This window comes from Burkholderiales bacterium (assembly GCA_036262035.1).
In the GTDB taxonomy this organism is placed as follows: domain Bacteria; phylum Pseudomonadota; class Gammaproteobacteria; order Burkholderiales; family SG8-41; genus JAQGMV01.
Genome location: DATAJS010000012.1, coordinates 1 through 24,785 on the forward strand (window position 1 = coordinate 1; position 24,785 = coordinate 24,785).

24 protein-coding genes are annotated in these 24,785 nt (G+C 64.9%); 13 read left to right on the top strand and 11 right to left on the bottom strand.

Annotated elements, in window-relative coordinates; all coding sequences use genetic code 11:
- The first annotated feature begins 670 nt into the window (after positions 1-670).
- Positions 671-907: a hypothetical protein gene (locus VHP37_15170; protein ID HEX2827692.1), complete on the top strand. Its 237-nt coding sequence runs from the start codon at positions 671-673 to the stop codon at positions 905-907.
- 136 nt (positions 908-1,043) lie between these two features.
- Positions 1,044-1,373: a low molecular weight protein tyrosine phosphatase family protein gene (locus VHP37_15175; protein HEX2827693.1), complete on the top strand. Its 330-nt coding sequence runs from the start codon at positions 1,044-1,046 to the stop codon at positions 1,371-1,373.
- A 485-nt stretch (positions 1,374-1,858) separates the two neighbouring features.
- On the opposite strand, the gene VHP37_15180 is transcribed toward VHP37_15175, so the two are convergent.
- Both VHP37_15180 and VHP37_15185 read right to left on the bottom strand, forming a co-directional pair.
- Positions 1,859-3,091 (bottom strand): MFS transporter, encoded by a 1,233-nt coding sequence (locus tag VHP37_15180; GenBank protein ID HEX2827694.1) that lies wholly within the window; start codon positions 3,089-3,091, stop codon positions 1,859-1,861.
- Between the two features lies 1 nt (position 3,092).
- A complete protein-coding gene (locus VHP37_15185; protein ID HEX2827695.1) occupies positions 3,093-4,001 on the bottom strand; it encodes a LysR family transcriptional regulator in 909 nt (302 codons plus the stop codon).
- 84 nt (positions 4,002-4,085) lie between these two features.
- On the opposite strand from VHP37_15185, the gene VHP37_15190 reads away from it, so the two are divergent.
- From VHP37_15190 to VHP37_15205, 4 genes are all read left to right on the top strand, one after another.
- Positions 4,086-4,634: a carboxymuconolactone decarboxylase family protein gene (locus VHP37_15190; protein HEX2827696.1), complete on the top strand. Its 549-nt coding sequence runs from the start codon at positions 4,086-4,088 to the stop codon at positions 4,632-4,634.
- A 36-nt stretch (positions 4,635-4,670) separates the two neighbouring features.
- Positions 4,671-6,983, top strand: coding sequence for an amidase family protein (locus VHP37_15195; protein ID HEX2827697.1), 2,313 nt, complete (start codon positions 4,671-4,673; stop codon positions 6,981-6,983).
- A gap of 173 nt (positions 6,984-7,156) precedes the next feature.
- Positions 7,157-7,990, top strand: a complete 834-nt coding sequence (locus VHP37_15200; protein HEX2827698.1) for a phosphate/phosphite/phosphonate ABC transporter substrate-binding protein — start codon at positions 7,157-7,159, stop codon at positions 7,988-7,990.
- Between the two features lie 197 nt (positions 7,991-8,187).
- Positions 8,188-8,829 carry a hypothetical protein gene (locus tag VHP37_15205; protein ID HEX2827699.1) on the top strand — a complete coding sequence of 214 codons (642 nt, stop codon included), beginning with the start codon at positions 8,188-8,190 and terminating at the stop codon, positions 8,827-8,829.
- A gap of 53 nt (positions 8,830-8,882) precedes the next feature.
- Here VHP37_15205 and VHP37_15210 read toward each other — a convergent pair whose 3' ends face one another.
- A complete protein-coding gene (locus tag VHP37_15210; GenBank protein ID HEX2827700.1) occupies positions 8,883-10,061 on the bottom strand; it encodes a nitronate monooxygenase family protein in 1,179 nt (392 codons plus the stop codon).
- Positions 10,062-10,138: 77 nt separating this feature from the next.
- Here VHP37_15210 and mnmC point away from each other — a divergent pair, with 77 nt between their 5' ends.
- Both mnmC and VHP37_15220 read left to right on the top strand, forming a co-directional pair.
- The gene (gene mnmC, locus VHP37_15215; GenBank protein HEX2827701.1) at positions 10,139-12,055 is read left to right on the top strand and encodes a bifunctional tRNA (5-methylaminomethyl-2-thiouridine)(34)-methyltransferase MnmD/FAD-dependent 5-carboxymethylaminomethyl-2-thiouridine(34) oxidoreductase MnmC; all 1,917 of its coding nucleotides are present in this window, start codon (positions 10,139-10,141) and stop codon (positions 12,053-12,055) included.
- A 321-nt stretch (positions 12,056-12,376) separates the two neighbouring features.
- Positions 12,377-12,529, top strand: coding sequence for a hypothetical protein (locus tag VHP37_15220; protein HEX2827702.1), 153 nt, complete (start codon positions 12,377-12,379; stop codon positions 12,527-12,529).
- A 145-nt stretch (positions 12,530-12,674) separates the two neighbouring features.
- Here VHP37_15220 and VHP37_15225 read toward each other — a convergent pair whose 3' ends face one another.
- Positions 12,675-13,136 carry a hypothetical protein gene (locus VHP37_15225; GenBank protein HEX2827703.1) on the bottom strand — a complete coding sequence of 154 codons (462 nt, stop codon included), beginning with the start codon at positions 13,134-13,136 and terminating at the stop codon, positions 12,675-12,677.
- Between VHP37_15225 and VHP37_15230 the strand changes: the two genes are divergently transcribed.
- On the top strand, positions 13,135-13,404 hold the full coding sequence (locus VHP37_15230) for a hypothetical protein (GenBank protein ID HEX2827704.1): 270 nt from the start codon (positions 13,135-13,137) through the stop codon (positions 13,402-13,404). The genes VHP37_15225 and VHP37_15230 overlap by 2 nt on opposite strands.
- A 45-nt stretch (positions 13,405-13,449) precedes the next feature.
- On the opposite strand, the gene VHP37_15235 is transcribed toward VHP37_15230, so the two are convergent.
- Entirely contained in the window at positions 13,450-14,313 is an 864-nt protein-coding gene (locus VHP37_15235) for a hypothetical protein (protein ID HEX2827705.1), read from the bottom strand.
- Between the two features lie 346 nt (positions 14,314-14,659).
- Between VHP37_15235 and VHP37_15240 the strand changes: the two genes are divergently transcribed.
- A complete protein-coding gene (locus tag VHP37_15240; GenBank protein HEX2827706.1) occupies positions 14,660-15,823 on the top strand; it encodes a helix-turn-helix transcriptional regulator in 1,164 nt (387 codons plus the stop codon).
- Between the two features lie 145 nt (positions 15,824-15,968).
- On the opposite strand, the gene xth is transcribed toward VHP37_15240, so the two are convergent.
- The 4 genes from xth to VHP37_15260 all read right to left on the bottom strand — a co-directional run bounded on the left by xth (position 15,969) and on the right by VHP37_15260 (position 18,280).
- Positions 15,969-16,739 carry an exodeoxyribonuclease III gene (gene xth / locus VHP37_15245; protein ID HEX2827707.1) on the bottom strand — a complete coding sequence of 257 codons (771 nt, stop codon included), beginning with the start codon at positions 16,737-16,739 and terminating at the stop codon, positions 15,969-15,971.
- Between the two features lie 51 nt (positions 16,740-16,790).
- Positions 16,791-17,003 carry a hypothetical protein gene (locus VHP37_15250; GenBank protein HEX2827708.1) on the bottom strand — a complete coding sequence of 71 codons (213 nt, stop codon included), beginning with the start codon at positions 17,001-17,003 and terminating at the stop codon, positions 16,791-16,793.
- Between the two features lie 87 nt (positions 17,004-17,090).
- Positions 17,091-18,050 (bottom strand): tripartite tricarboxylate transporter substrate binding protein, encoded by a 960-nt coding sequence (locus VHP37_15255; GenBank protein ID HEX2827709.1) that lies wholly within the window; start codon positions 18,048-18,050, stop codon positions 17,091-17,093.
- Positions 18,047-18,280, bottom strand: a complete 234-nt coding sequence (locus tag VHP37_15260) for a hypothetical protein (GenBank protein HEX2827710.1) — start codon at positions 18,278-18,280, stop codon at positions 18,047-18,049. The genes VHP37_15255 and VHP37_15260 overlap by 4 nt, the downstream gene beginning before the upstream one ends.
- A 121-nt stretch (positions 18,281-18,401) precedes the next feature.
- Here VHP37_15260 and VHP37_15265 point away from each other — a divergent pair, with 121 nt between their 5' ends.
- The 3 genes from VHP37_15265 (at position 18,402) to VHP37_15275 (ending at position 22,467) form a co-directional block, all read left to right on the top strand.
- Positions 18,402-19,406 (top strand): tripartite tricarboxylate transporter substrate binding protein, encoded by a 1,005-nt coding sequence (locus VHP37_15265; GenBank protein ID HEX2827711.1) that lies wholly within the window; start codon positions 18,402-18,404, stop codon positions 19,404-19,406.
- A gap of 44 nt (positions 19,407-19,450) precedes the next feature.
- Positions 19,451-21,187 (top strand): carboxypeptidase regulatory-like domain-containing protein, encoded by a 1,737-nt coding sequence (locus VHP37_15270; protein HEX2827712.1) that lies wholly within the window; start codon positions 19,451-19,453, stop codon positions 21,185-21,187.
- A gap of 809 nt (positions 21,188-21,996) precedes the next feature.
- A complete protein-coding gene (locus VHP37_15275) occupies positions 21,997-22,467 on the top strand; it encodes a hypothetical protein (protein ID HEX2827713.1) in 471 nt (156 codons plus the stop codon).
- A gap of 143 nt (positions 22,468-22,610) precedes the next feature.
- On the opposite strand, the gene VHP37_15280 is transcribed toward VHP37_15275, so the two are convergent.
- The gene (locus VHP37_15280) at positions 22,611-23,126 is read right to left on the bottom strand and encodes a hypothetical protein (protein ID HEX2827714.1); all 516 of its coding nucleotides are present in this window, start codon (positions 23,124-23,126) and stop codon (positions 22,611-22,613) included.
- A gap of 75 nt (positions 23,127-23,201) precedes the next feature.
- Positions 23,202-23,660 (bottom strand): hypothetical protein, encoded by a 459-nt coding sequence (locus VHP37_15285; GenBank protein ID HEX2827715.1) that lies wholly within the window; start codon positions 23,658-23,660, stop codon positions 23,202-23,204.
- Between the last annotated feature and the right edge of the window lie 1,125 nt (positions 23,661-24,785).

The following is a 24,785-nucleotide window of genomic DNA, read 5'->3' on the forward strand; positions in this document are numbered from 1 at the left end:
GTCGTCTGTGCGTCAACGCGGTGTGGCTCGCGCTGCCGTGCGCCGTAGAAATTCCAGGCAGTCTCTCACTGACACAGCGGTTCAGTTCAACGGGTTTTATCCACCATGCTGCCGCATGGCGGATCAAAACCTTCTTCGTTAGACGCGCATGCGAGTTCTGCTATTGCTCCTGCTAGCGCTGACGGGCCTCGCGCCTGCTCTGGCGCACGAGGGCACAAATGACGGGCTCTTGGCACAGCAGGTTGCCGGATGCTACTCGGTTACATTTCACGAGAAGCTCGATACACTCCTTGTCCCTCCGCCGGTGGTGGAGCTTCGCCTTGAGCGAGGCACGGAGATACTTGAACGAGGCCGGTACCTCGCACGCACCAATGGTGAACCCGGCCGTGGCTTCAAACGGGCGTGGTGGGAGCCCACGGAGAGCGGGGGCATATCGCTGGTGTGGACCACAGGATTTACGGGCATTTTCGTGGATCTTGTCAGAGTGGACGAAAATTTGCGCGGCGACGCGTACGTCAAAGGGGACGTTGTTCCACGGCCAGATGCGCCACCACGTCGCCGAGTGTCAGTGGACTTACGACGGGTGCGATGTTCTTGAGTGCATCGGTGTCTAACTCACGTTGCAGCCGACGCGCTGAAGCGCGCGGCTGAACATCGCGTTAGAACGCATATGGACTCACGTGTCGAGCGCGGCAAGGTAAACGTCGAGATTGACGGAGTGCCCCTTTCTCTTGGATACGAGATTTCGAATTTCCGGGAGCACGAATTTGACCTCGTTGTGTGGTACCGCGGCGCCGCGCTCAAGGACCGCGTGCGTTGGGAAATACTGGATCCCCATGAGCAAATCGAGGTATTCGCTCAGATGTTGGTCGAGCAGCATCTCAAGGCCAACGCCAGCTCGAGCTAGTCGTTCGAGTCGGAGCCCGAGGCATATGCGTTCTATTTAGTTCGAGCCGACGCGACGAAGCGTGAGTGGTTTGCCTGTAACGGTGTTGGTATGCGGGCGGCGTCGCGCGCGCGGCTCAACAAGGCGTTAAGTGTCAGTGAAGCGCGTTCTGTTCATCTGTAGCCAGAATAGACTTCGCAGCCCGACGGCAGAGCAAGTCTTTGCCAATCGGCCAGGCTTTGAGGTGGCATCCGCGGGCCTAAACAACGACGCGGAGACTCCCGTGTCGGCCGATCTGCTGGAATGGGCCGATGTGATCTTTGTGATGGAGCGAGCCCACCGTAATAAGTTATCGAAGCGCTTTCGACCTCACCTGAAAGACAAACGAATCATTTGCCTCGATATACCGGATGAGTTTGAGTACATGGATCAGGCGCTTGTTCGGCTACTGGAGACGAAAGTTGGTCCGTTCTTCACGCGCACATGAACTGACACTTAACCATCCGTTGCAGCGGACGCGCCGCAAGCGGCGCGTCGCTGAACGCAATCGTTAAGCAGCCGCGAACTACCGCTTCTGGCCCGACAGCCGCACTTCACTACAAGCGCCTCGGAAGCCGGCGAGCATCCCCTCCCCACTAGGGCAGTCGCCGTATTCCCCACACCCTTCCCGCCCAATCAAGACGAGCGCCCTGCGACGCACGGCAAGGACGGGGTTTCGCCGAGGACTGTCGAGCCGCTCCGGTGGTTCCACGCGTGGCGCTGCCCGCTCGTGACGGGCGGTTGAACGAAGTCGAGTCAGTGCGGCGAGTTCGCAGGCGCCGTCCTTGTCGGGCGTCGCAGGGTTCCGATGCCGCAGCGGCAGCGCAGGCAGCGGCGCGAGGAGGGCGGGAAGGGTGTGGGGGATGCGGCGCGCAGTCCGGTGAGCACGCGGAGCGTTCAGGCGGTGCATCCCCGAGTCCCCGTGATCCGCTGCTACCGCCCCCGCCCCGCCGCCAATGCAGCGATGGCCAGGCACTGCACGAACGCGGCAGCCGCGAAGACCGTCGGCGCTTCGCCCGAGTGCATGCTGACAGGGGGCATCGACTCCCGGAGCAATCCGAACAACGCGGGCGCCAGCGCACCGGCACCCTGCGCGAGCCCGACCATCAGTGCCGCGACGCGCGGCACGTCCTCCTCCGCGAACTCGACCTGTGCGATGAGCGGCGGAAGCGAAGTGGCGTTCCCGAATCCAAGACCGAACAACACGATGCCGGCGAGCAGCAGCGGAACGTTGTTCCCTGCCGCCGCCATGAGAACGAGAGAGCCCGCGGCCTGCATCGCGTAGCCGCCGTAGCCGACCACCCGCCGGTCTGCATGAGCCGGCATCAGCGAGCCCAACAGCGTGCGGCCCGCTATCGCCATGACTGTAATGAGAGCCATTGCGAGCCCGGCGTTCCCTGCGCCGAGCGCCGGCACCAGCAGCGAGTAGAGATGAGCCATCAAGCCGATCTGGGCGAAGAGACCCAGCGCCATCGCGGCCGCCAGCGTGCGGAACCTGCGGTCGCGCCACAGAGCTGCTCCAGGTAATGGCCGCGCGGCGGATGATTTGATCAAGACGGTTTCGATGCCGGGCTCATCGCCATCCGGCCGGACGCCCATGGTCTCGGGTGTCTTCGAGAACACCGCGTGGGCGAGGATCCACACGATGGTCACGGTCACGACCGCGATGAGCGACGTCGCCAGCGGAAAGCCGAGCGCGGTGATGGCCGCCACCCACAGCGGCGAGAAGACGATGCCGCCGACGCTGCCGCCGTTATAGGCGAAACCGAGCGCCGCGGGCCGGCGACGCGCGAACCATGGCGCAACGATGCAGTTGAGCGCGGCCGCGCTCATCGTCCCCCATCCCATGCCGCTGAGCGACGCTGCGGCGAACAGCTGCAACGGCGAGATCGCCATCGCCCATCCGCAGATGCCCGCCGCCATCGCCAGGGCGCCTGCCTGGGTGATCGCGCGCGCGCCGAAGCGCCGATGCAGCGCCGGCAGGTTCGCTCCGGTGAGCGATCCCACCAGGAAATGGAGAGTGATCGCCGACGAGATGAGCGCGATCGACCATCCGCGGGTTTCACGGATGACGCTCAGAAAAACCGGTGGAGCGTAGAAACCGAGCCCCCAGCCGAAGAGGGCGAGAACGAAGCCCGCCTGAGCCACGCGCCATCCGTAGAACATGCTAGCCCGCGAGCTCCTGCGCGAGCTGCTCGCGCATCGCCTCGGCGAAGCGCGCGGCGATCGCGCTGCGCGGGCGATGCTTGGGAAACAGAAGCACCGCGGAATACGGCACCGAGGGCCTGAACGGCCGCACCACGATGCCGGCGTGAAGGACGTCGCGCGCCACCAGCGGGTTGACGATGCTGACACCCAGCCCCAGCGCCACCAGCGAGCAGATGATCGAGCCGTGGGGCGTCTCCATCGTGATCGCGCGCTGCACTTTCGCGTCGGCGAACACCTTGTCGACCTTGCTGCGCGTCACCGCCTCTTCGGCGAACGAGATGAACGGCTCGCCGGCGAGGTCGGCGGGCCGTATGGTCTTGCGCGACGCGAGCCGATGGCCGGGCGGCAGCGCGCACACGCCGTCGATCTCGTACAACGGCTCCACGCGCGTGCCCTCCACGCGACGGCCGCTCATGACGATCCCGATATCGCAGAACTGCGAAGCGGTCCATTGCGCGACCATCGGCGAGGACGCGGTGTGGATGGACAGCGAGACCTGCGGGTGCTGGTCCTTGAAGCGCTTCACCACGCGCGGCAGGAACCCCGTCGCGAGGTTCGCCATGACCGCGATGCGCAGCCGCCCGCTGCCGAAGTGGCGGATGCTCTCCGCCGCCGTCGCCAGGCTTTGCAGCCCGACGAACGCGCGCTGCACCTCGTGGAGGAAAACCGTGCCGTCGTCGGTGGGCACGAGCCGGCCCGGGCCGCGCTCGAAAAGCTGCAACCCCGTCGCGCGCTCGAGCTGAGCGATCAGCCGGCTCACGTTCGGCTGCGAGGTGTGCAGATCGCGCGCCGCGGCGGTCATCGAGCCCGCAAGCATGACCGCGCGAAACGTTTCGATCTGGCTCGAGGTGATGCCGCGTCGTGCCATCCCGCGATGCTCGCACAAATCGTGTAACGCCGCGCCGCGCCCGTTTATCATGAGCGCACAACCCGACGACCCATGGAGGCAGCGATGGCACGCGTACCGTACGTGAACTACGACGAGCTGGATGCCGCAGGCCGCGAGATCTACGACCGCATCCGGCGCGACCGCAACGCCAAAGAGGTCGGCTTCCAGTTCCGCGCGATGCTCCACAGCCCGCAGGCGGCGAGCCACCTCACGTCGATGGGCGCCGAGCTGCGCTTCAAGAGCGCGATCCCCGACGATCTCAAGGAGCTCGCGATCATCGTCGTCGCGCGCGAATGGAGCAGCGACATCGAGTGGACCGCGCACGCGGCGCTCGCCGCCAAGGCGGGCGTGAGCGCCGAGATCATCGAAGCGATACGCACCGGGAAATCCGACGTCGCCCTGAGCGAGCCGCAGCGCGTGGTGGTCACGTTCGTGCACCAGCTCATGCGCGAGAAGACGCTCTCGAACGAGAACTTCGCGGCCGCGCAGAAGCTCCTGGGCACGCGCGGCGTGGTGGACCTCACGCTCACGTGCGGCTATTACACTGCGATCAACATGACGCAGCAGGCGCTGAAGCCGGAGATGGAGGCGGGGAAGGCGTCGACGCTCTGAGAAAACCGGGGTCAGACCCCAGGCGGAGGAGGAAGGATGGACCAGGCAGAGAAGAAGACGTTCGTGCTGGAAGAAGCCGGCATCGCGGACCTGCACGAAGCGATCAAAGACGGGCGCACCACGTGCGTCGACGTCGTGAAGCACTACCTCGCGCGCGCCCGCGCCTATAACGGGGTGGCGAGCATGCTGGTCACGCAGGACGGCAAGGACATTCCGAAAGCGCCTGGCACCCTGCGCGCGCAGGCGCCGATCGACTTTCCGACGCGCACCCTGAAGGCCTCGACGCTCCTGCCCGACCTCGACCGCTACGACGGTCCGCCGCTCGAATTCGGACGCATGGAAGCGACGGCCTCCGATCCGGGCGTGCAACAGCAGTACGGCATGATCGTCGGCATCCCCGACGCGGGGCAGCTCAACGCGCTCGCGACGCTCAACATCCGCGGCGAGCGCTCGGTCACGTGCCGCGGCGATTACGACCGCCATCCGTCCGAAGGTCCGCTGCCGCCCGGCGCGCCGCCGGTGTGCGACGAGTTCCGCCGCCAGCCCGATGCGCTGGAGCAAGCCGCCGCGCTGGACGCGAAGTACGGCCGCAATCCTCCGCTCGACGAGCTGCCGATGTACGGCGTCGTGTTCTCGTTCAAGGACCCGTTCGACACGAAGGACATGCGGACCACCGGCGGCGGCGACGCGCGCTACGACATCGATTTCCCGGCGCGCGATCACGTCACGGTCGAGCAGCTGCGCAACAAGGGCGCGATCATCTACGCCAAAGCGGTGAACACCGAGTACAACGGCCGGCCCGGCGAGTACGCGGCCGGCCATCGTCCTTTGAGCGTGCTGCCTTCGGTGCTCGGCTACCAGCGCAGCTCGTGGGGCGGCAACCCGTCGAACGTCTACGACACCACGCGCGCCGCCTCGCTCGGATCGAGCTCGGGCTCGGGCGTGTCGGTGAGCGCGAACTTGGTGATGGCGAGCCTCGGCGAAGAGACGCGAGCGTCGTGCCGCGGGCCTTCCAATCACAATTCCTGCGCGCTCATCCTGCCGCACAAGGCGATGATCGGCTTCGACGGCGGCGCGATCGGCGCCGACATCTATTGCGACCGCACCGGCATCCTCGCGCGCTCGCTCGCCGACTGCGCGAAAGTGCTCGACGCGCTGAAGGACCCCGAGAACGGCTACTACGACCCGCGCGATCCGTACACCACGGTGCCGCGCTCCTCGGTGCTCGACAGCGGATACGCGCCGCACGTGAAGGCGAACGGCGCGCCGGGCGCGCTCAAAGGCGTGCGCATCGGCATCGTGCGCGAATCGATGCTCAATCCCGGCGTGAAAGCCGCGGAGCCGATCACGACGGCGGCGGCGCAAGAGATCAAGGCGATGCTGGGCCGGCACCTCGGCGCGACGCTGGTCGAATCGACCGACCCGTTATGGAAGCCCGATCCCGACGTCGAGACGATGAGCGTCGATTTTCGCCGCGCGCTCGCGCGCCTGATTCCGGTGTTCATGCCCGACATCCTCTTCAGGCTGGGCGCCGACGGCACGCCGCTCTTCAAGGAATTCGCCGCCGCGATACGCCCCACCGAGTTCGAGCCCGGCAAGGTGTTCGGGACCGGCACGATGCAGCCGATCGACTACTGCGTCGCGCTCGCCGACGGGCTCATCGAGCCGCCGGTCAACCTCGACGTGTCGACGGTGCAGCAGCAGGCGCTCGCGCCGACGTTCCGCTTCCACATCTCTCAATATCTCTCGCGCCGCGCCGCCGACTGGAAAGCGCGCGGGTACGAAGAGACGCTGACCGGCTGGGCGCAGCTCAACGCGCGCTCGAAATTCTGGGGCGACGACCAGCGCGCCGCGTGGAAGAACTGGGAAGAGGTCGCCGATCCGCGCAATCCGCTCGCCGCCCGCCAGGGCGTCAACGAGCGCATCATGCTGCGCGAGCTGCTCCGGCGAGTCGACATGATGGTGATCATCGAGAACAAGCTCGACGCGCTGGTGCGGCTGCACACGCCGCTGCCGCCGGCGAAGATCGGCGGCCCCGAGGTGCCCGGCGTGCTCGGGCGGCTGCGCAACGAGTCCCAGTACGGCCCCAACGCCGGATTGACCGAGGTGCTCGTGCCGGCGGGCTACGTGAGGACCGCGTACGACCCGAAGTTCGCGCTGAGTGCCGACCGCAAGAAGTACGTGGGCGTCGCGAGCGACGAACCGACCGACATCCCCGCGCCGGGACTGCCTTTTTCGCTGGTGTTCCGCGCCGAACCCGGCAAGGAGGACGTGCTCCTGCGCATCGCCTCGGCCTACGAGGCGGCCTCCCGCCGCCGCGTGCCGCCCCCGTCCTTCGGCCCTCTCTAAAAGGAAGGGAGGTTCAAGGAAGGAAACCTTGGTTTCCCTCCTTGGCGTTCTCCGCCCGAGGGTCCCGCAGGGACCCTTTAGAGTTTCCGGTTCGTGCCGTTAATCCGCCCATAAGCAGCATTCCCCGCCCGCCCGCGAGAACCGCGGGCGCCTTTTTTGTCCCGGAGCGCCGGTTGTCCAGGTTCGTCACATCGCTCGTTTGCGCCTTCGCCGCCGTGCTGAGCCCCGCGCTCGCGCACGCGGAGACGTATTCGTTCAACGTGCTCAACCACCGGTCGGTCGCGCTGACGCTCCAGTACTGGAATCCGATCCTCACCTACGTGCGCGAGAAGACCGGCGTCACGCTCGAGCTCAAGCTGAACAAGACCGCGCAGGAGAACACGGCGAAAGCCGAGACCGGGGTCTACGACTTCCTCTACACCAATCACTTCTTCACGCCCGAGCGCGAGCGCCTCGGCTACCGGGTGATCGCCCGACCGGCGGGTCCGGGCATACGCAGCGAGATCGTGGTGAACGCCGACTCGCCGATCCGCGACCTGCACGAGCTCGAAGGCAAGGAAGTCGTGTTCCCCACGCCGGACGGCTTCACCGGCTACTGGCTGCCGATGGATGCCCTGCTCAACGCGGGCGTGCACGTGAAACCCGTCATCTCGGGGAACCAGGAAGCCTCGATCGGACGGCTGCGGCAGGGCGAAGTGCACGCCGCGGGCGTGAACAGCAGCGTGCTGGAAAATTTCGCGCGGCGCACGCATTACTCCTACCGGATCCTGTGGAGCTCGCCGCTCTATAACGATCTCGCCGTCATGGCGAGCCCGCGGGTGCCGAAAGCGACGGTCGCCGCCGTCCGCTCCGCGTTCGTCGGCATGGCCAAAGACCCCAAAGGCCGCGAGATCCTCGCGGCCGGCGCCGATCTGCTGAAGACCGGCGAGCCGACCGGCTTCGTCGCCGCGGACAACCGCGACTACGACAACTACCGCGCGTTCTACCGCCAGACGCGCGTCAAATAGCGCCGCGTCACCCGCGGCACTTCTTCCCCGCCCCGCTTCGATTCTCCTGTTGTCTCGCGCATCGCGCACAGCTATGCTGCATCGTTCATATTTCAAATCCCTTCCAGGGAGGTGAGGCCGGACACAGCGCATACCCACAGTCGACCTTAAGAAGCGTTCGCTCGAGATCCAATACCAAGCTTGCAGAGGAGATCGTCATGACAAGGCCTTTCCGCTTCGCAACGCTCGCATCGATTCCGGCAGCCGTCTTCGCTATCGCGGCGGTATGTCCGGCGTATGCCGCCGATAACGACAACGACAAATTCAAGGTCGACCCCGGCGTGTTCATCGGCAAAGCCGGTGACTGCGGGCCCACACCCGGCAGCAGGATCGTGGGAGCTGCGTGGGTGAAGGACATGGGGCTGCCCGATACGCACGGCATCGACAGCGAAGCGCTGATCCTCTCGAAGAACGGAGCGACGGCGGACTGCTCGGCGGCCGGCGCGAGTCTCAAGGGCGTGAAGGGAATCACGCTCACCGAGATCGGCTTCGACATCCGCAACGGCGGTCATTGCGGCGCCGGCGCACCGCGCTTCAACGTGCAGGCGACCGACGGGTTCCACTTCCTCGGCGGCTGCGCGAACGCGACGCAGACACCGAACACGCCGCAGGCAGGCTGGACCCGCGTGCGCATCGATCCGAGCAATCCCGCGCAGGCCTTCCCGCCGATCGCACCCGGCGCGAAGATCATCAGCATCGACATCGTGTTCGATGAAGGCGTCGACACCGGTCCCGACTTCTCGGGTATCGCGGTCCTCGACAACATCGACGTGAACGGCGTCCTCGTCGGTCGCAGATAAGTCGTAGCGCCGGGAGGCGCATAAGCACGCCGTTGCACGGGGAGGTGCGGCCTTCAGGCCGCACCGACCAGCGGCGTGGATCTTTCCGCGCCCCACATCAGGTAGTCGATCAACTCCTTCACCGGCCGTATGGCGTCGCCGAACGGCAGCGGCTCCGAGCCGCGGAAGAACAGACCTTTCTTCACGTCTCCCCTGAGCGCGTAGCCGAGCCTCGTCAGGATGCAGAACTGGCCTGCGCTCCCGAGGCCGTCGCGCAGACCGCAAACCGTGAGGCAGCCCGCGCCGGGCACGCAACGCCGCGGGTCGGCTTTGGCGTTACGCTGGAGCGCCGCCTCGCGCTTCAGATAGCTGGACAGCCACGGCGTTCGCACCGCTCGTGCCGGCAGTCCGGCGACGCTCATGAACGTCACGAGATCTTCCGCCCTGGCATTCGCGAGCACGCGCTTGAAGTCGAGCGCCGCGTCACCCTCCTCGGTCACGGCGAACGCGGTGCCCACCTGCACCGCCGCAGCGCCGGCTGCGAGCGCCGCACGCAGCTTTTCGTGCGTGCCGATGCCGCCGCCCACGATCACCGGTATGCGCTCGCGCTCGACACCGAGGTCCTTCAGCAGCGCGAAGATGCCTTCGAGCGCCGGCACGAAATCGAAACGCGGATCGTCTAACTCGGAAAGACGCGTCGCGCCGAGGTGTCCGCCGGCGTACCGCGGATGCTCGATCACGATCGCGTCGGGCAGACGCTTCTTGCGCATCCACTTCCTGATCACGACCCCGGCGCCGCGCGCGTCGGAAAGGATGGGAATCAGCGCGACGTCGGGAAAATCGGCGGCGAGATCGGGCAGGTCGAGCGGCAGCCCCGCGCCCATCACGATCGCGTGCGCTCCGCTTTCGCACGCCTGGCGCACGTACCCGGCGTACAGCCCGACCGCTTTCATCACGTTCACCGCGACCGCGCCGCGGCCCTGCGCGAGCGCGAGCGCGGCGGCGACTTCACGGTCGAGCGCGATCAGGTTGACCGCGTCGATCGTCGCCTTGTCGCGAGTGCCTTCCGATCGCTCGAGCAGGTCCGGATGATGCTGTCGCAGATCCACGCTCGAGATCGTGCCCATCGCACCGAGCGCGGCCACGCTCCCGGCAAGCCGATGTGCCGAGATGCCGATGCCCATGCCGCCCTGAACGACGGGCAGCAGGGTACGCCCCCTGAGCTTCCAATGGGAAAGGTTCGAGATACTGATGGCGTGTCCTTTGCTGGATAATCGGTGAGTGTGGCCGCACGCTCGCGCCGCGTCTTTGATAAGCATCAACCGTTGCAATGAGCATCGAACCCGCCGATCTCGCGTACGACGCGAGCGGCACGCCCTACTCGACGCGGTACGGCGACGTCTATCACAGCAGCGATTCCGGCCCCGGGCAGGCTCGGCATGTCTTCATCGACGGCAACGATCTGCCGCGACGCTGGGCCGGCGCGCGGGTGTTCACCATCGTCGAGACCGGTTTCGGCATCGGACTGAACTTCCTGTCGACGTGGCGCGCGTGGCTGGACGATCCGCAGCGCTGCGAGCATCTCCATTTCGTGTCGGTCGAGAAACATCCGCCGGCGCGCGATGCGCTCGCTCGCGTGCACGCGAGCTATGCCGAGCTCGAGCCGCTCGCGCGTGAATTGCGGGATGCGTGGCCGCTGCTCGTGCCGGGCCTGCACCGGCTGCACTTCGAGCGCGGGCGCGTGACGCTCACGCTCGCGTTCGGCGACGCGTCGGAGATCGTGCCGAAGCTCGCCGCACGCGCCGATGCGATCTATCTCGACGGCTTCGCGCCGCTGCGCAATCCGGAGATGTGGTCGGCGCAGCTCATGAAAGCGCTCGGCCGCCTCTCGCAGCCGGGCACCACCCTCGCGACGTACTCCACCGCCGCCGCCGTGCGCGAGCATCTCGAAGCGGCGGGCTTCGCGATCGAGAAGCGGCCGGGATTCGCACGCAAGCGCGAGATGCTCGCGGGACGGTACGCGCCGCGCTGGCCGGCGGCGCGCAAGGCGCTCACCGCGCCTGCACGGCACGCCATCGTGATCGGTGCGGGCCTCGCCGGCGCGGCGGTCTGCGAGCGCCTGTCGGCGCGCGGCTGGCGCGTGGACCTGCTCGAAGCCAGGCCTCCCGCTTCGGATCCTGCGCAGCTCAGATTCGCCGGCGCTTTCCATCCGCACATCTCGGCCGACGACGCGCTGCGCTCGCGCGCGTCACGCGGGGGCTTCCTCTATTCGCTCGCGCGCTGGGATACGCTGGAGAGCGGACTCGAGTGGGGCCGCTGCGGGCTCATCCACGTCGGGTCCGATCGCGATCAGGACAGGCGCTTCGCCGAAGCCAGCGCGGCGCTCGCTTACCCGGCCGAGTACGCACGCTACGTCACGCTCGACGAGGCCGAAGCGCTGGCCGGATGCCGGCTGCGCAGCGGCGGCTGGTGGCTGCCGCTCGGCGGCTGGATGCGCGTTCAGTCGCTCGTCGATGCGCAGCTCGCGGCGTGCGGCGATGGCGTCACGGCGCGCTACGGCGTCGCCGTCGAATCGATACGCGCGGCCGACGACGGCTGGCGCGCCCTGGCCGAAGACGGCTCGGTCCTCGCGAGCGCGCCGGTGATGGTGCTCGCGAACTCTTCGGACGCGCAACGCCTCGCGTCGTTCGGTGACGCGCTCGCGCGCGTGCGCGGCCAGATCACGTACGTGCCCTCGGATCGCACCGTGGCGCCGCACACGGTGGTGACGGGGCGCGGCTACGTGCTTCCCGCGAGCGGCGGCATCGTGGTTGCCGGCAGCACCTACGACGGCAGTGCATCCGATCCGCGGCCGCGGGCGAGCGGGCATGCCACCAATCTCGCGCATCTCACGCGCCTCCTGCCCGATGCGCCCCACGATCTCGATCCCGCGACGCTGGAAGGCGCCGTCGGCTTTCGCTGCGCGGCGCCCGATCGCATGCCGGTGATCGGCGCGTTGCCCGATATGGATGCAGCACGCGCCATGAAAGCGGAGGCCGGCTCGCTACGGCTCGGAGACATCCCTCGGCTGCCGGGGCTTTACAGCGTCACCGGCTTCGCCTCGCGCGGGCTCACGTGGGCGTCGCTCGCGGCGGAGACGCTCGCGAGCCGGCTCGAAGGCGAGCCGCTGCCGGTGGAATCGGATATCGCCGACGCGCTCGATCCGGCGCGCTTCGTGCTGCGGCGGTTGCGCCGCGGCAGGCTGTGACCTTTAAAAGCAGGAGAAGCCGAGTAGGGTGCGTTAGGCGCAGCGCGCCGTAACGCACCGCCGAGACCTCACGGACGATGACCGCACATTTCATCATCGCATCGACGCGTTTGTTGCTCAAAGCAGCGTGATCACCAGCCCGATCGTTGCCATGAAGCTTGCCAACGCCAACGCGCCCACTACGCGTAGGATCCGGGTGTTCATCCGAGTGTCGTCAAGGCTAAGCTGCAGGCGCGTGTCCATACGAAGTCGACTCCGCCGGTTCTCGAACTATTAACGGCGGCAACGGCGAACGCTTGAGCTGTGCACTGATGGCTCGAAATGAAGGACCGTCTGACGATCTACGGCCACGAAAAAGCGGGTAGCGCCCGACTCCAGACCGACGAGCCGCGCCGCCAGTCGATCGGGACTTCGTGGCCGGCGGCGAACTCGTTGTGCTCGATGAGCAAGGCCGGCCGATTTGGGAGCGTCTAAAGGCGCGGTACGCGGTGAAGAGCACGGCACGGGCGCGGCGGCCTGCCGCGGGGCGATCCGGCGGCGCTCTTTGCCTTTGATCTGCTGTGGCCCGACGGACGGACTTCCGGATGCGGCCGCTTCTCGAGCGCAAGGCTGCGCTCTATCACGAATCCCCGACGTTAAAACTTGGGCCAGAGGCTTGTGCTTCTTGCGCAATAGCCGAAGCCGCAAATATCAATTCGCTTATGAGCGTGCTATAGATGTGCACGAACAGCTTCAGCGGCCCCGGTTCGAACTCAATGATCTGAACGTAGACCGTATTCACGTACGGCCCGCTCGACACGGCGACGGACTTGTAGGACTGGTCCTTAGATCCGCGATCGAGCACGCGGAACTCGTTCCAACCTTGGCTACGCCTCAGATCAAATCGAGGGCCGACGATCTCGCCGGTTTCTCTGCTAACCACGAACTTGGCCCCCACGTAATTCGATTTCGCACCAGTCGAGGCCTCGGACGCCGTAACCCATTGGGCCTGCTTTACCTCGCATTCGTACTGGAAGGTTCCGGCAATAGCCGCCGGACAGACGAGTGCCGTCGGCTTTCGCTGCGCGGCGCCCGACCGCATGCCGGTGATCGGCGCGATGCCGGACGTTCATGCGGCGCGCGAAATGGAAGCGAATGGCGGATCGCTGCAGCCGGACGATATCCCGCGGCTGCCGGGTATTTACAGCGTCACCGGTTTCGCGTCACGCGGCCTGACTTGGGCATCGCTGGCGGCGGAGACGCTCGCCAGCATGTTGGAAGACGAGCCCCTGCCGGTGGAGTCGGACATCGTGGAAGCGCTCGATCCCGCACGTTTCGTCTTGCGACGGTTGCGGCGCGGGCGAGCGTGACTCGACGGCGACAGCGGCACATTCGGAGCCCGACTGAGCCGCAGCTCAATGCGCGAGGCGGGCGCCTACCCGCGCCCGAACTGCGCCCAGTCCCAGAAAAGCAATGCTGACAAGCATCAGCGACGTCGGTTCCGGAATCGTGGTCGGCAACGCAGAGGCCTCTGGGTAGTCCGTCCCAGATCCGGCCAGGACGCTAAAGTTCTCCTGATGCGTACCGCCCGGATCGCTGTAAACGAACAATTGCGTCAAGTCGATGGTGCTTCCGAAATCAGCCGTTCCGCTGAAGTCGTAGGCATACAGGCCGCCGATGTCCGACGGGCTGACGAATGCGGAGCTCGTGAGCGTCAAGCCAAATGCCACGCCATACTGGAACGGAATCAATGCTGACGTGAGCGTAGTCGGGCCCGTGAAACCCCAACTGCTCACAGGAGACCCGAGCGGCGTCTCCTCGGGAAAGGCCTTGGCGAATACGGCGAGGGTCCCCTGTGCAACAGGCCCGTCGAGAAGCGCGAGGTCCCCGGACAGTGACGTGGATCCCGTGACATCGAAGACGAGCTTCAGATATCCCGTGCCCGCGCCGCCGGTGATCGTGAGATAGTCGCTTACGGTGCTGTCGGCGCGGGCGGCGTCGTCAAAACCGTATGTACCGCTGTTGTAACCGCTTAACGTGGCGGTAGCAAAGTTCTTCAGCATGCCGAAGTCCGTGACGGCTCTGGCGGAGCCGCTGAAGCCCGGGCCGGTCGCCGTCACAAGTCCGCTATCAGTCGGACCTGCGGTGGCCTGCTGAAAATTGGAGTTCTGCGCGCTGGTTTTAGGGTCTACTGCTGCGGAGGAAAGCAGATACGGCGCCGCTCCGACGAAGTCGCTCGCGAACAGGAGGATGACGATGGCCGCGGGTTTGATGTTCATGCAGAGTCCCTTTGTGTTGTTTTGATGTGCGTATGAACCGTCGTTGACCGCAAGAACCACGCCAGCAACGAGGAACCCGACTGCTTCACTGCGGCGACAGACATGCTGCTCGTCTCGCGGTCTGCGGTGCGTGTAAATGCCACCGACTGCCGGAAAATGGCATGTGCTGGCGAAGTCATCGCGCTCGGCGCAACGCGTATGCTTTTTTGCGAGCTAAAACAGTGGATGGGCGTTGTTTGATGCGATGCCGGACACGATAGGCCGCCATGTCGAGGCGTTTGCCGGCCGTTAAACATGCCGTCTCTCTCAAATGGTAGAAGTCCCACGGTGCCCGAACGGAGCAGTTATGACGCGTGCCTGGAATTCACAGCTCGACCCATTGATAAATCGGCTGTATGACGCCGCGATCGACGAATCCTTATGGACCGGGATGGCGGCAGAGATTGCCACGGCGTTCCGTTCTACCAGCGCGGTTCTAAAAGCGCACGGAGCCGGGAATCACATCGAGCTTGTGGAGGTGACCGAAAATCTCGCCGTCCCGCAAAAAGACACTGCCTGGGCCGATCATTGGCACAAGAATGACCTATGGGTGGAACGGTCGGCCGCTTTCGGGCTGAACCGCGTGGTTACGAGTGACCATTTGCTCCCGGATGCGGAATTCGCAAAGACGGGGTTCTACCAAGATTGGGTGCGCCGGCTGGGCATCTATCACATGATCGGCGCCGTGTTCCCCTTGGCGCGCGACACCATGGGTGTCATCGGTATTCATCGGCCGCAAAGCGGCGGCGCATACACAGGCGATGATGAAATCTTGATGGAACGATTTCTTCCGCACGTCAGGCGCGCGCTTCGCCTGCGCAGCCAACTGGCGGAGGCGTCATTGGTCCGCACGGCATCCCTCGAGGCGCTCGATCGCATCGACACCGCTGTGCTCGTGTTAAACACCAGCGGACACGTGTTATACGCGAACGGATTGGCGGAGGAGATTTTGCGCGCATCATCGGCAGTAAGCGTGTGCAACGGCAAGCTGACCTGCTCCACTTCCAAGCTGCAGGCGGAACTCATGAGGCAGGTAGAAGAAGCCTGCACAGAACGTGACCGCGTTTCGCAGGCACCGCGCGCGGCCATGTTGATTCATCGCTATCCGCGTTTACCGCTGACCTTGCTGGTCAGCCCTCTATCCGGGCGATGGCAGCGTTCGGACACAATCGGTCCTGCCGCGATCGTATTCATCAAGGATCCGGAGCAGGCCGGGCTTGCTCTGGAAACGCTGCGCGAGCTGTTCGGCCTTACTCGGACGGAGGCGGCTATCGCAGCCGCTTTGGCGGAAGGAAAGGACCTGACAGAAATTGCCGCAACGTTTCAGATCGGCATCGGCACCGTACGGTCGCACTTGAAAAAGATGCTCACGAAGACCGGAACCCATCGCCAAGCGCAGATTGTCGCGCTGTTTGCACGCAGCGTGGCAACCGTGGTGCGAACAGCGAAGCATCCAGCGCCTCAGCGGTAGAGGTGGAAGTTGCGCGGATGGCCGCCGCTCGCGGACCGCAAAGCGATCGGCAGCGGAGCAAGGGAGCGTCCGGAGCTTCGACGCATCGTTTGCCCTCGTGTGCCTTCTTTTGTATGCGTCCTTGTTTTGCCCCGCTTTTGAAGCCTCACACATCGAGACGGATCCACACCGGCGCATGATCGCTCGCCTTCTCGCGGCCGCGGAACTCGACATCGACCTCCGCCGCTTCGAGCCGCGGCGCGAGCGCCGGATTCACGAGCAGGAAGTCCATGCGAAAGCCCGCGTTGCGCGCGAAATACGCGTGATTCACCCAGAACGTATAGATGCGCGTCTTCGGGTGCAGGCGCCGCGTGGAATCGATCCAGCCTTGCGCGAGCAGCCGCTCGTACGCCGCGCGCGATTCCGGCTGCATCACCGCGTCCTCGCGCCACGCCCAGGCGTTGTAGATGTCGGAGTTGGTCGGCACCACGTTGAAATCGCCGGCGAGCACGGCCGGCACGTCGGCGTCAACCAGCGTTTGCGCGTGCGCGATCAACCGCTCGAACCACGCGAGCTTGTAATCGAACTTCGGTCCCGGCTGCGGGTTGCCGTTCGGCAGGTAGATCGAGGCGACGCGCAAGCCCTGCACGCCGGCTTCGAGATAGCGCGACTGCCCGTCGCTCGAATCGCCCGGCAGGCCGCGGCGCACTTCGACGGGCCTTTCGCCTTTCGCGAGTATCGCGACGCCGTGGTGCGAGCGCTGCCCATGCCAGATCGCGCCGTAGCCGGCGGCCTCGAAGGCGAGCGCGGGAAACTTCTCGTCGCTGGTCTTGATCTCCTGCAGGCAGACGACGTCCGGAGCGGTCTCCGCAAGCCAGTCGAGGATGCGCGGCAGCCGGCCGTTGACGCCGTTGACGTTGTACGTCGCGACTTTCAACTCGGGATCGGTCGCGGATTGCCGCCCGGGAATTTCGGCACGCGCGGCGCGTCAGCCCGAGCGATCCCAGGCCGCCGGCGCGGAAAGAATGGCGTCGAGCGACGCGATCTGCCGGGTCATCTCGTCGACCGCTTCCAGCAGGCGCAGCTCGCCGTCTCCATCGCCTTTGCCCGCTGCGACCGCAGCCTCGTCCAGTAAACCGAGCCGACGCCTGACCAGCCGGGTCCGTGCGTTCCGGATTGCACTGCGCTTAGCCAGAGTCATCGATCCCCGTCGTGCACTGTGAAAAATTTACAGCGCGCGATTGTCGCAAAAACAATGCCGACGGGATATAGCTTGCGCGCGGGCCGACTACTGCAGCGGTATCCCCGCTGCCTTGATGACGCGCGCCCAGCGCTGCGTCTCCGCGCGTATGAACTGCGCGAACTGCTCGCGGCTCGTCGGCGCGGCTTCGACGACCATGTCGCGCAGGCGCTGCTGGATCTCGGGCGTACGCAGCACGCCGACCAGATCGTCGTGCACCTTATCGACCACCGCGTTCGGCGTGCCGGTCGGCGCGCACAGCCCGTACCACGAGTTCACCTCGAAGCCGGTGACCCCGGACTCGTCCATCGTCGGCACCTTGGGCAGCTGCGGGATGCGCCTGAGGCTCGTCACCGCGAGCGCGCGCACGCGGCCCGCGTCGATCGACGAGATCGCCGCGGGCGCAGTCTGCATGCTCGAAGGGATCTGGCCGGCGACGGTATCGGTGAGCGCCTGCGGCCCGCCTTTGTACCCGACGTGCACCACTTCGATCTTCGCCGTGAGCTTGAGAAGCTCCATCGCGAGCTGCGGCGACGTGCCCGCGGCGGAGGTGCCGTAGGAGAGCTTGCCGCGGTTCGCGCGCGCGTAGGCGATGAACTCTTTCACCGATTTCGCCGGCAGCGACGGGTGCACGACCAGCACGCTCGCGGTCGTCCCGATACGCGTGATCGGCGCGAAATCGCGCTGCTGGTCGTACGGCAGCTTCGCATACAGCGATTCGGCGATCGCGCTGGAGGCGATGTTGCACTGGAAGAGCGCGTAGCCGTCCGCCGGCAGCTTGGCCGCGTATGCCGCCCCGACCGTGCCGCCTGCGCCCGAGCGGTTGTCGACGATGATTTGCTGGCCCCAGCCGCGGCTCAGGCGCTCGGTGAGCACGCGCGCGACGAGGTCCGGCGAAGCGCCCGCGGGAAACGGCACGACGTAACGCACCGGCTTGGTAGGCCATGTCTGCGCCCACGCCGCCGTGCTGACGGCGAGACACGCACCGAGCATCCATCTTGCGATCACGATTTCTGCCGCTCCTCTGGAGACGTTCCCTGCGGGCGCCGCTGCACCGGCCCTGCCTTGTCCATCTGCGCGGCGCGCGCGTAGCACATGACGAGGAACAGCACCGACCACGCGGCGGCCGCGCTCCAGCGCAACGCCGCGTCGCCGAAGTCCAGGAAGGCTCCGACGATCATGCACATCAGCAGGTTCACCCACGCGACGAACCGCAGCTTGTCCGCGCGGCGCCGCATGCCTCTTTGTTGTTCGCGCTCCGTCATCACGAGCGGCAGGGTAACATCTCGCAGTGGCCCGAAACAGGTGGCGGCCGCGCAAGGAGGCATTCGGTAAAGCTCGTTGAATCGAAATAACGCGGTGGAAAGCCGTGCTCTCGAGGAGATCGTGACGATGATCGGACGCTCGATTCGCTGTATCGCGTGTGCTTCACTGATATCGGCCGGCGGTGCAATCGCCCAGGACAAACCCGCCAACTATCCGACCCGGCCGGTGCGCCTGATCGTCTCGGTGCAGCCGGGCGCGGGAGCCGACGCGATGGCGCGCGCCGCCGCGCAGATGCTCACCGACGCGCTCGGCCAGAACGTCGTCGTCGACAACCGTCCCGGCGGTTCCGGCGTCATCGCCGCGGAGACCGTCGCACGTGCCGCGCCGGACGGCTACACCCTGCTCACGCACGGCGAGACGCTGATGATCCTGTCGGCGCTCAAGAAAGTCCCCGAGCTTCTGAAGACGTTCGATCCCATCGTCAGCACCTCGACGCAGCCGTACGTGATGCTCGTGCAGCCCGGACTGCCGGTGAAGTCGATCAAGGAGCTCGTCGCGTATTCGAACACCCAGCGCCTCACCTATTCGGGCAGCGCGGGCGTGGGCAGCGCGGTGCATCTGGGCATGGAGCGCTTCACGCAGCTCTCAGGCGCGAAGCTGCTGTTCGTGCCGTACAAAGGCAGCGCGCCCGCGATCATCGCTCTCATGGGCGGCGAGATACAGGTCGCGCTCGGCAGCGCCATCGCGGCGAGCAACGCGATGCGCACCGGCAAGGTCCGCGCGCTGGCGACGCTGGGACCGGCGCGCATCCCGTCGATGCCCGACATACCGACCGTCGCCGAGCAGGGTTTCCCCGGCTTCAAGATCACCAACCGCTACAACGTGTTCACGCCGGCCGGCACGGCGAAGCCGATCATCAACGTGATCAATCGCGTCATCGGCGAAGGGATGCACTCGCCGCAGATGGCGCAGCGTCTCGCGGCAGACGGCGCCCAACCGGCCGAGCGCATGTCGCCCGCGCAATTGCGCGAGACCATCGCGCACGAGTACGCGGAGATTCAGCAGCAGGTGAAGCAGATGGGCAGCAAGATCCAGTAACGGGAGTGTGGGGCCAGGTCTTCGTCTTTCCAGGGAGGATTCCCATGAAACGACTCGAAGCATGTCTCGTCACCGCAGCGCTCGCGCTGATCCCAACCGGCCCCGCTTTCGCACAACCCTCGGGCTCGCCGAGCGCCGGGATGGCGGGCCTCGCCACGGTCTCCGGCACCGTCACCTCGCCCGCGCCGTTCAAGGCGGCGAAGGTGTACTTCCGCAACGCCGACAAGCGCATGCAGTACATGGTGTACACCGCCGGCGGCAAGTACCAGGCGATGCATCTCTTCCCCGGCAACTACGAGATGCGCGTGGAGGCGCCGGGCCTCGAGTCCGCGGTAACCACGGTGCAGCTCAAGCCCGGCGCGAATCCGCCGGTCAACGCGAGACTCCGCAATGCCGACGAGACCGGCACGCGCGTCGTCACCATGGACGAGATGTTTCCGGCCGGACCGGGGCAGCAGTACGTGAAGGACAACTGCCTCGGCTGCCACAGCCCGGCGATGTTCGGAGCCAAGCAGTTCCCCGCAGTGGTCTGGAACAACTTCGTTCAGTTGATGCTCGACAACAACTCCATACCCGCCGGCTTCAAGTCGCCGCAGGAGCGCGAGGAGCTCGTCGCGTATCTGGAGAAGAACTTCGGGCCGAACGCACAGAAACGCACGGTGCGCTTCCAGAAGGAGACGCCGCTCAACGAAGCGAAGCTCGGCCGCGCGATGTACGTCGAGTACTACCTCAAGCCCAACGACGATGCGGGCAAACGCCGCCGCGGCCAGGACCCGCACTTCGACCAGCAGGGCAACGTGTGGGTGACCGACCGCAACCGGCCGAACCGGCTGACCAGGCTCGATCCGCGCACGGGCGAATGGAAAGAGTGGCTGATGCCGCATCCGGAAGGCGACCTGCACGGCCTGACCATCGATCGCGACGGCACGGTATGGGTGCCGGGACGCATCGGACAGCGCAAGGACAAGGACGGCATACAGCTCATCGGCTTCGATCCGAAGACCGAAAAGTTCGAGCAGTTCCCCGTCAATCCCGGCAACGCCATCAAGGATCGCCTGCAATCGCACACGCCGGTGATGGACGGCGCGGGCAACGTGTGGGTGACGATGATCGGCGGCGACCGCTTCTATAAGTGGAACAGGCAGACGCGCGCGATCGAGATGTTCGAGACCAGGACGCGGCCGTCGGCGCCGTACGGCATCGACATGGACAGCGCGGGCAACATCTGGATGGCGCTCTTCCGCGGCGCGCCGCGCGTGGCGAAGTACAACCCGGTGACGAAGGAGTACACCGAATACAACGCCGCGTCGACGTCGGGCCGCATCCGCCGCGTCAGCGTCGACATCCAGGATCGCGCGTGGTACGGCATACACGACCGCGGCATCCTCGGCTACATCGATCCGAAGACCGGGCGCGCGACCGAGTTCAGGGTGCCGGTCGAGCTCTCGCGGCCCTACGACCCGCAGCCCGATTACGAAGGCAACGTATGGTTCGGCGACGACGGACAGGGCGGCGCCACGGTGCGCTTCGACCCGCGCAACCAGGAGTGGAGCTTCTATCCGTCACCGCAGGTCGCCGATCAGCCCAAGATCGAGATCACGCGCGACGGCGCGGTCTGGTACTGTCCGCGCTCGGGCGCCGTCCCCGGCGTCGGCGTGCTCTATCCGGACGTGACGAAAGTGAAGACGCTGGGCGCGTACTACCACGACTACGATCCGCCGAGCTCGCGCGCGATGCTGCGAAAGAACGGCGGCGCGGTGCGCGAAGCGCGCACGCAGTAGCGCTGGGTCATCGCGAGGCGGCTCCGGAGGAACGCCGCGGCGATCGCGTGGCGCACGCGAGGTCGCAACGCGCCGCCTAAGCGGCTCAAGTGATCATCGCACCGTAGCGCCGAGTCGCGCACGGCCTTCTCGCCCGAATCGGCGTCGCTACTGCGCTGTCGCTGCGTAGCGATTCGCGCGCACGTGCGCGCGACCCTGCGCTGCTCGCCGAGGGCGGCTCCTGCGGAACCGACGCGACGCATGTCGCGTCGTTCCGGACCTGTGCGCGGCAGCGCACGCGATCCGGAATCCATTTTGACTTTGGTCCGTCGAATTCCCGCCCTCGTCTGCGCTGCTCGGGCGCCTCCACGGGCTCAAAGCCCGCGCCCGACCCGGCGCGTGGGCTGGTGAGTGGACATGTGCTGCGCGCGACTTCGGACCGCACCCGGCGCGGCAAGCGGTGATGAACAGCAGCAATCGACCCTGAAGAGACATTCACTACGCCTACGCCGACGTCCGGTATTCGGCCAGTGCTGCCATTCCACCGTGGGCTGTACCGGTCTGCAATGAATTGGTTACCTGCCGTTCCGCCGTTTAATCGATTCGCGCGGCAGCTTCTCGGTTCGGGAACGCGAACTTCCGACGCGAAGCGGTCGTACACACGTCCCGCGTGCCTGACGCGTTTGCGTTTTGTGGTCAGGACGTACTATTCTGCCGAGACGTTTCTGAATCTGTATGACTATTTAGGCGCGTCGTTACAATTCATGCATGTCTGCGACGCTTTAGATTGCGTCGTTTTTAGGATGCGACTTCTAGCTAGACAATAGGACATGGGTGCCGCGACTTCTAAGTTCCTGTCGATCAACCGCAAGGGGACGACGTATCGGGCGCTTTGCGAGGTGATGGACGGCTTGTGGAACGGAACGCTGCACCTCGCTCGCGGGATGTCCATTCGCAAGAACACACCGGCGGCATTTGTCGTAAAGCTCGACACGGGTGCATTTGCGATTGAGTACGACGCGGTGGCTATTCTCAATCTTCCGCCACTGAAGCTCGGCCAGCCTTTTCTGATCCCCCCACAAAGGGTGTTCGCACTCGAATTGAGGCGCACACGCCAGGCGCTCGACCTCGTAGCTATCTGCGCCGGCGCGAGAACGGTCAGCGTCGAAGAAGCTCGGCGATTGGCGCGGAAAAATGCATTGCCACCAGGAATTCACGGTGCTGCTGCATTGACCGTTACTGACGGGGTAAAGCCGCACGAAGTACAGGGCGGTCTGCCGTCCTTGGGCAAACGGCGATGATGAGTACCCTCGATGAGTGTTCTGGTGAAGCAAATGTCTAACGCTCGTTCGGGCGGACGCGTGGCCGGTGATGCCGGCCTGTGCCGCTCAACTCGTTAGAGCGCGCGAGACGCCACGCACCGAAAAGCCGTGGTGCTCGGGCGTTAAGCCTTCTCCAAGCGGAAAATTCGACAGCCGTACTTGGTCCTGCGCAAATCGGCATACACCGCGGTGCCCCACTCTTTGAAGTTCTTCGCCTTCAGGTTCAGCGGTTTCAAGTGTGATTTGCGTCCGAACACAAGCAGCAGCGGTAGAGCATCCGGTTCGCAGTTGCGGAAAGCTTGTAGCTTCTCTATGTCTCGACTAATGCCGAGATTGTTCGACTTCAGCCACTTGACTTCCAAGGCAAAGCGACTGGCTTGTCCAATTACATAGAAATCAAGCCGCTTCTTATCCCCCCGCGACGGCTGTTCTATGCCGGGACATTCGTATTCGCAGTGCACGGTGAAGCGACGCGCCGTAAGTATTCGAAGAATAGGTTCATAGAGCACATACTCACTGAATGCCTGGTTCATCTCGCAAGCAGCGAGATAGCTAACATAGCCACAGAGGCCTCGCTTTACACGGAAAAGCGCATCCCTCGCCTCGCCGTTATCTCGCGTGTCTTTTGAGGAGGCCATGCCGAGGCTCACAGTTCACGTTTGGCGGCGCCGTCGAACGCGCGGCATCCACGTGCAGCCGTGTCCAGCGCGCGGTCAGCCATCGCGTAGCCAAGTTTCGATTAACCGATACGATGCCGAGGATTGCTCGCGCAGCGGCGTGATAGTGGCGGTCATGGTCAAATATTCCCACGCCCGAGCATTCGTGACGAAATCGCCGTAGTAGCGAATGTCGTCGACCTTGCGAAAGTGCCGGAACCAAACGCCGATTTCCGGAGCGGGCTCTCGTATGTAGTTGTACGCGCCAGCAACATGCACGAGCGCAAAGGGGAAATGGTGGGTGAACAACAACACTCTGTCACCCTCGGCCATCTCGTGCGCGAAGCCCCAATAGTAACGTTGGTTTGCCGGAAGCACATCTTGCGTAGTCGTGAGGAGATCTGGCACTTCCTCAGAAAAGTCGAGACCGATATATCCGGCCGTAAGGCATGCAACGGTATGGCGTACCGCACCTTCAGATTCGGCTGGATGTAACTGCATGCGCCAGTAAGTCATAGATTCACGATATCCATTTCAGCAAAGCCGAAACGCACGTGGCGCAAGCTTTGCCGCTAGACGTTGCGACCATCAGTTAAAAGCCGTATTTCTCTTTACGCAATGCAAACGCGGCTTCGCCGCCTTCCATAATCGCCTTGATCGCGTCACGTACGGCCGGGACGTCGATAGCGCCTTCGCCGGCGATGCAGCCTCGCGACTGATCGCCGGCGACGCGGTAATCGCACCAAGCAACCAACTCGGCATCACCGTTAACGACTAGGTTCGCATTATGGCTCGCAAAAATAACCTGGCGCTTTTGCTTCGCCTGCCACAGCTGCGCAACTATCTCAAGCATTACAGGATTGTCCAGATCTTCCTCGGGCTGATCCACGAGGAGCGGCGGGCCGTCCTGATTCAGGAGCGTTTTCAACAAAGCCGTTGCTTGCTGCCCGGCTGAGGCGTTGTTAAACGCGATGTATTCGCCTTCACGGGCGCGGTACTCAAAGATTGGGACGCTTTTGATCGGCATGAGCGACAACGTCAACCAGTCCTCCGTCTTCAACACACGCGCAATGCGATCTAAATCTCCGGCCGAGAGCCCTGATGCATTCAATGTTGGCACCGGCGGCCTTTTTTCCACGGCATCTTGCTCGACGATGAGCTCGGCGAGCTTTTCGAGATCCGTCAGCAGAGCGTTCCACTGCACGGCCGGATCGGCTGCAGCCCGGATGCTTTCGCCAAGCCGCTCAATTTTGGCCCCAGGAACCCGAGAGCCACTTAGCGCCGCCTTAAGAGCTCCTTCGAATGCGGTGCTATCCACGTGCCGCTTTAGCTGCGCACGAATGGATCCGGCCGAGCTTCCCGTCAGCGTCGCACACTGAGCCTCAATCAGATCATCGCGTTGGCGCAAGGCAGACTGCCATGCAGTACGCGCCGCTTGATAGGCGTCGTCGGCCGTCGTAAGCGCATGCAACTCATCTTGAATGCGCGCGGCTTCTCTCCGGCGCGTGCGCAGTTGCTCCTCTATCACGGCCAGCTGCTTGAGCTGGTCCGTCTGTGCCGAGGACCGTTGCACCGCCGCTTGGTAGCGCCCCTTGAAGTCCGCTAGTTTGTCGGACCACTTCTGCCATGGTCCGTCAGGGC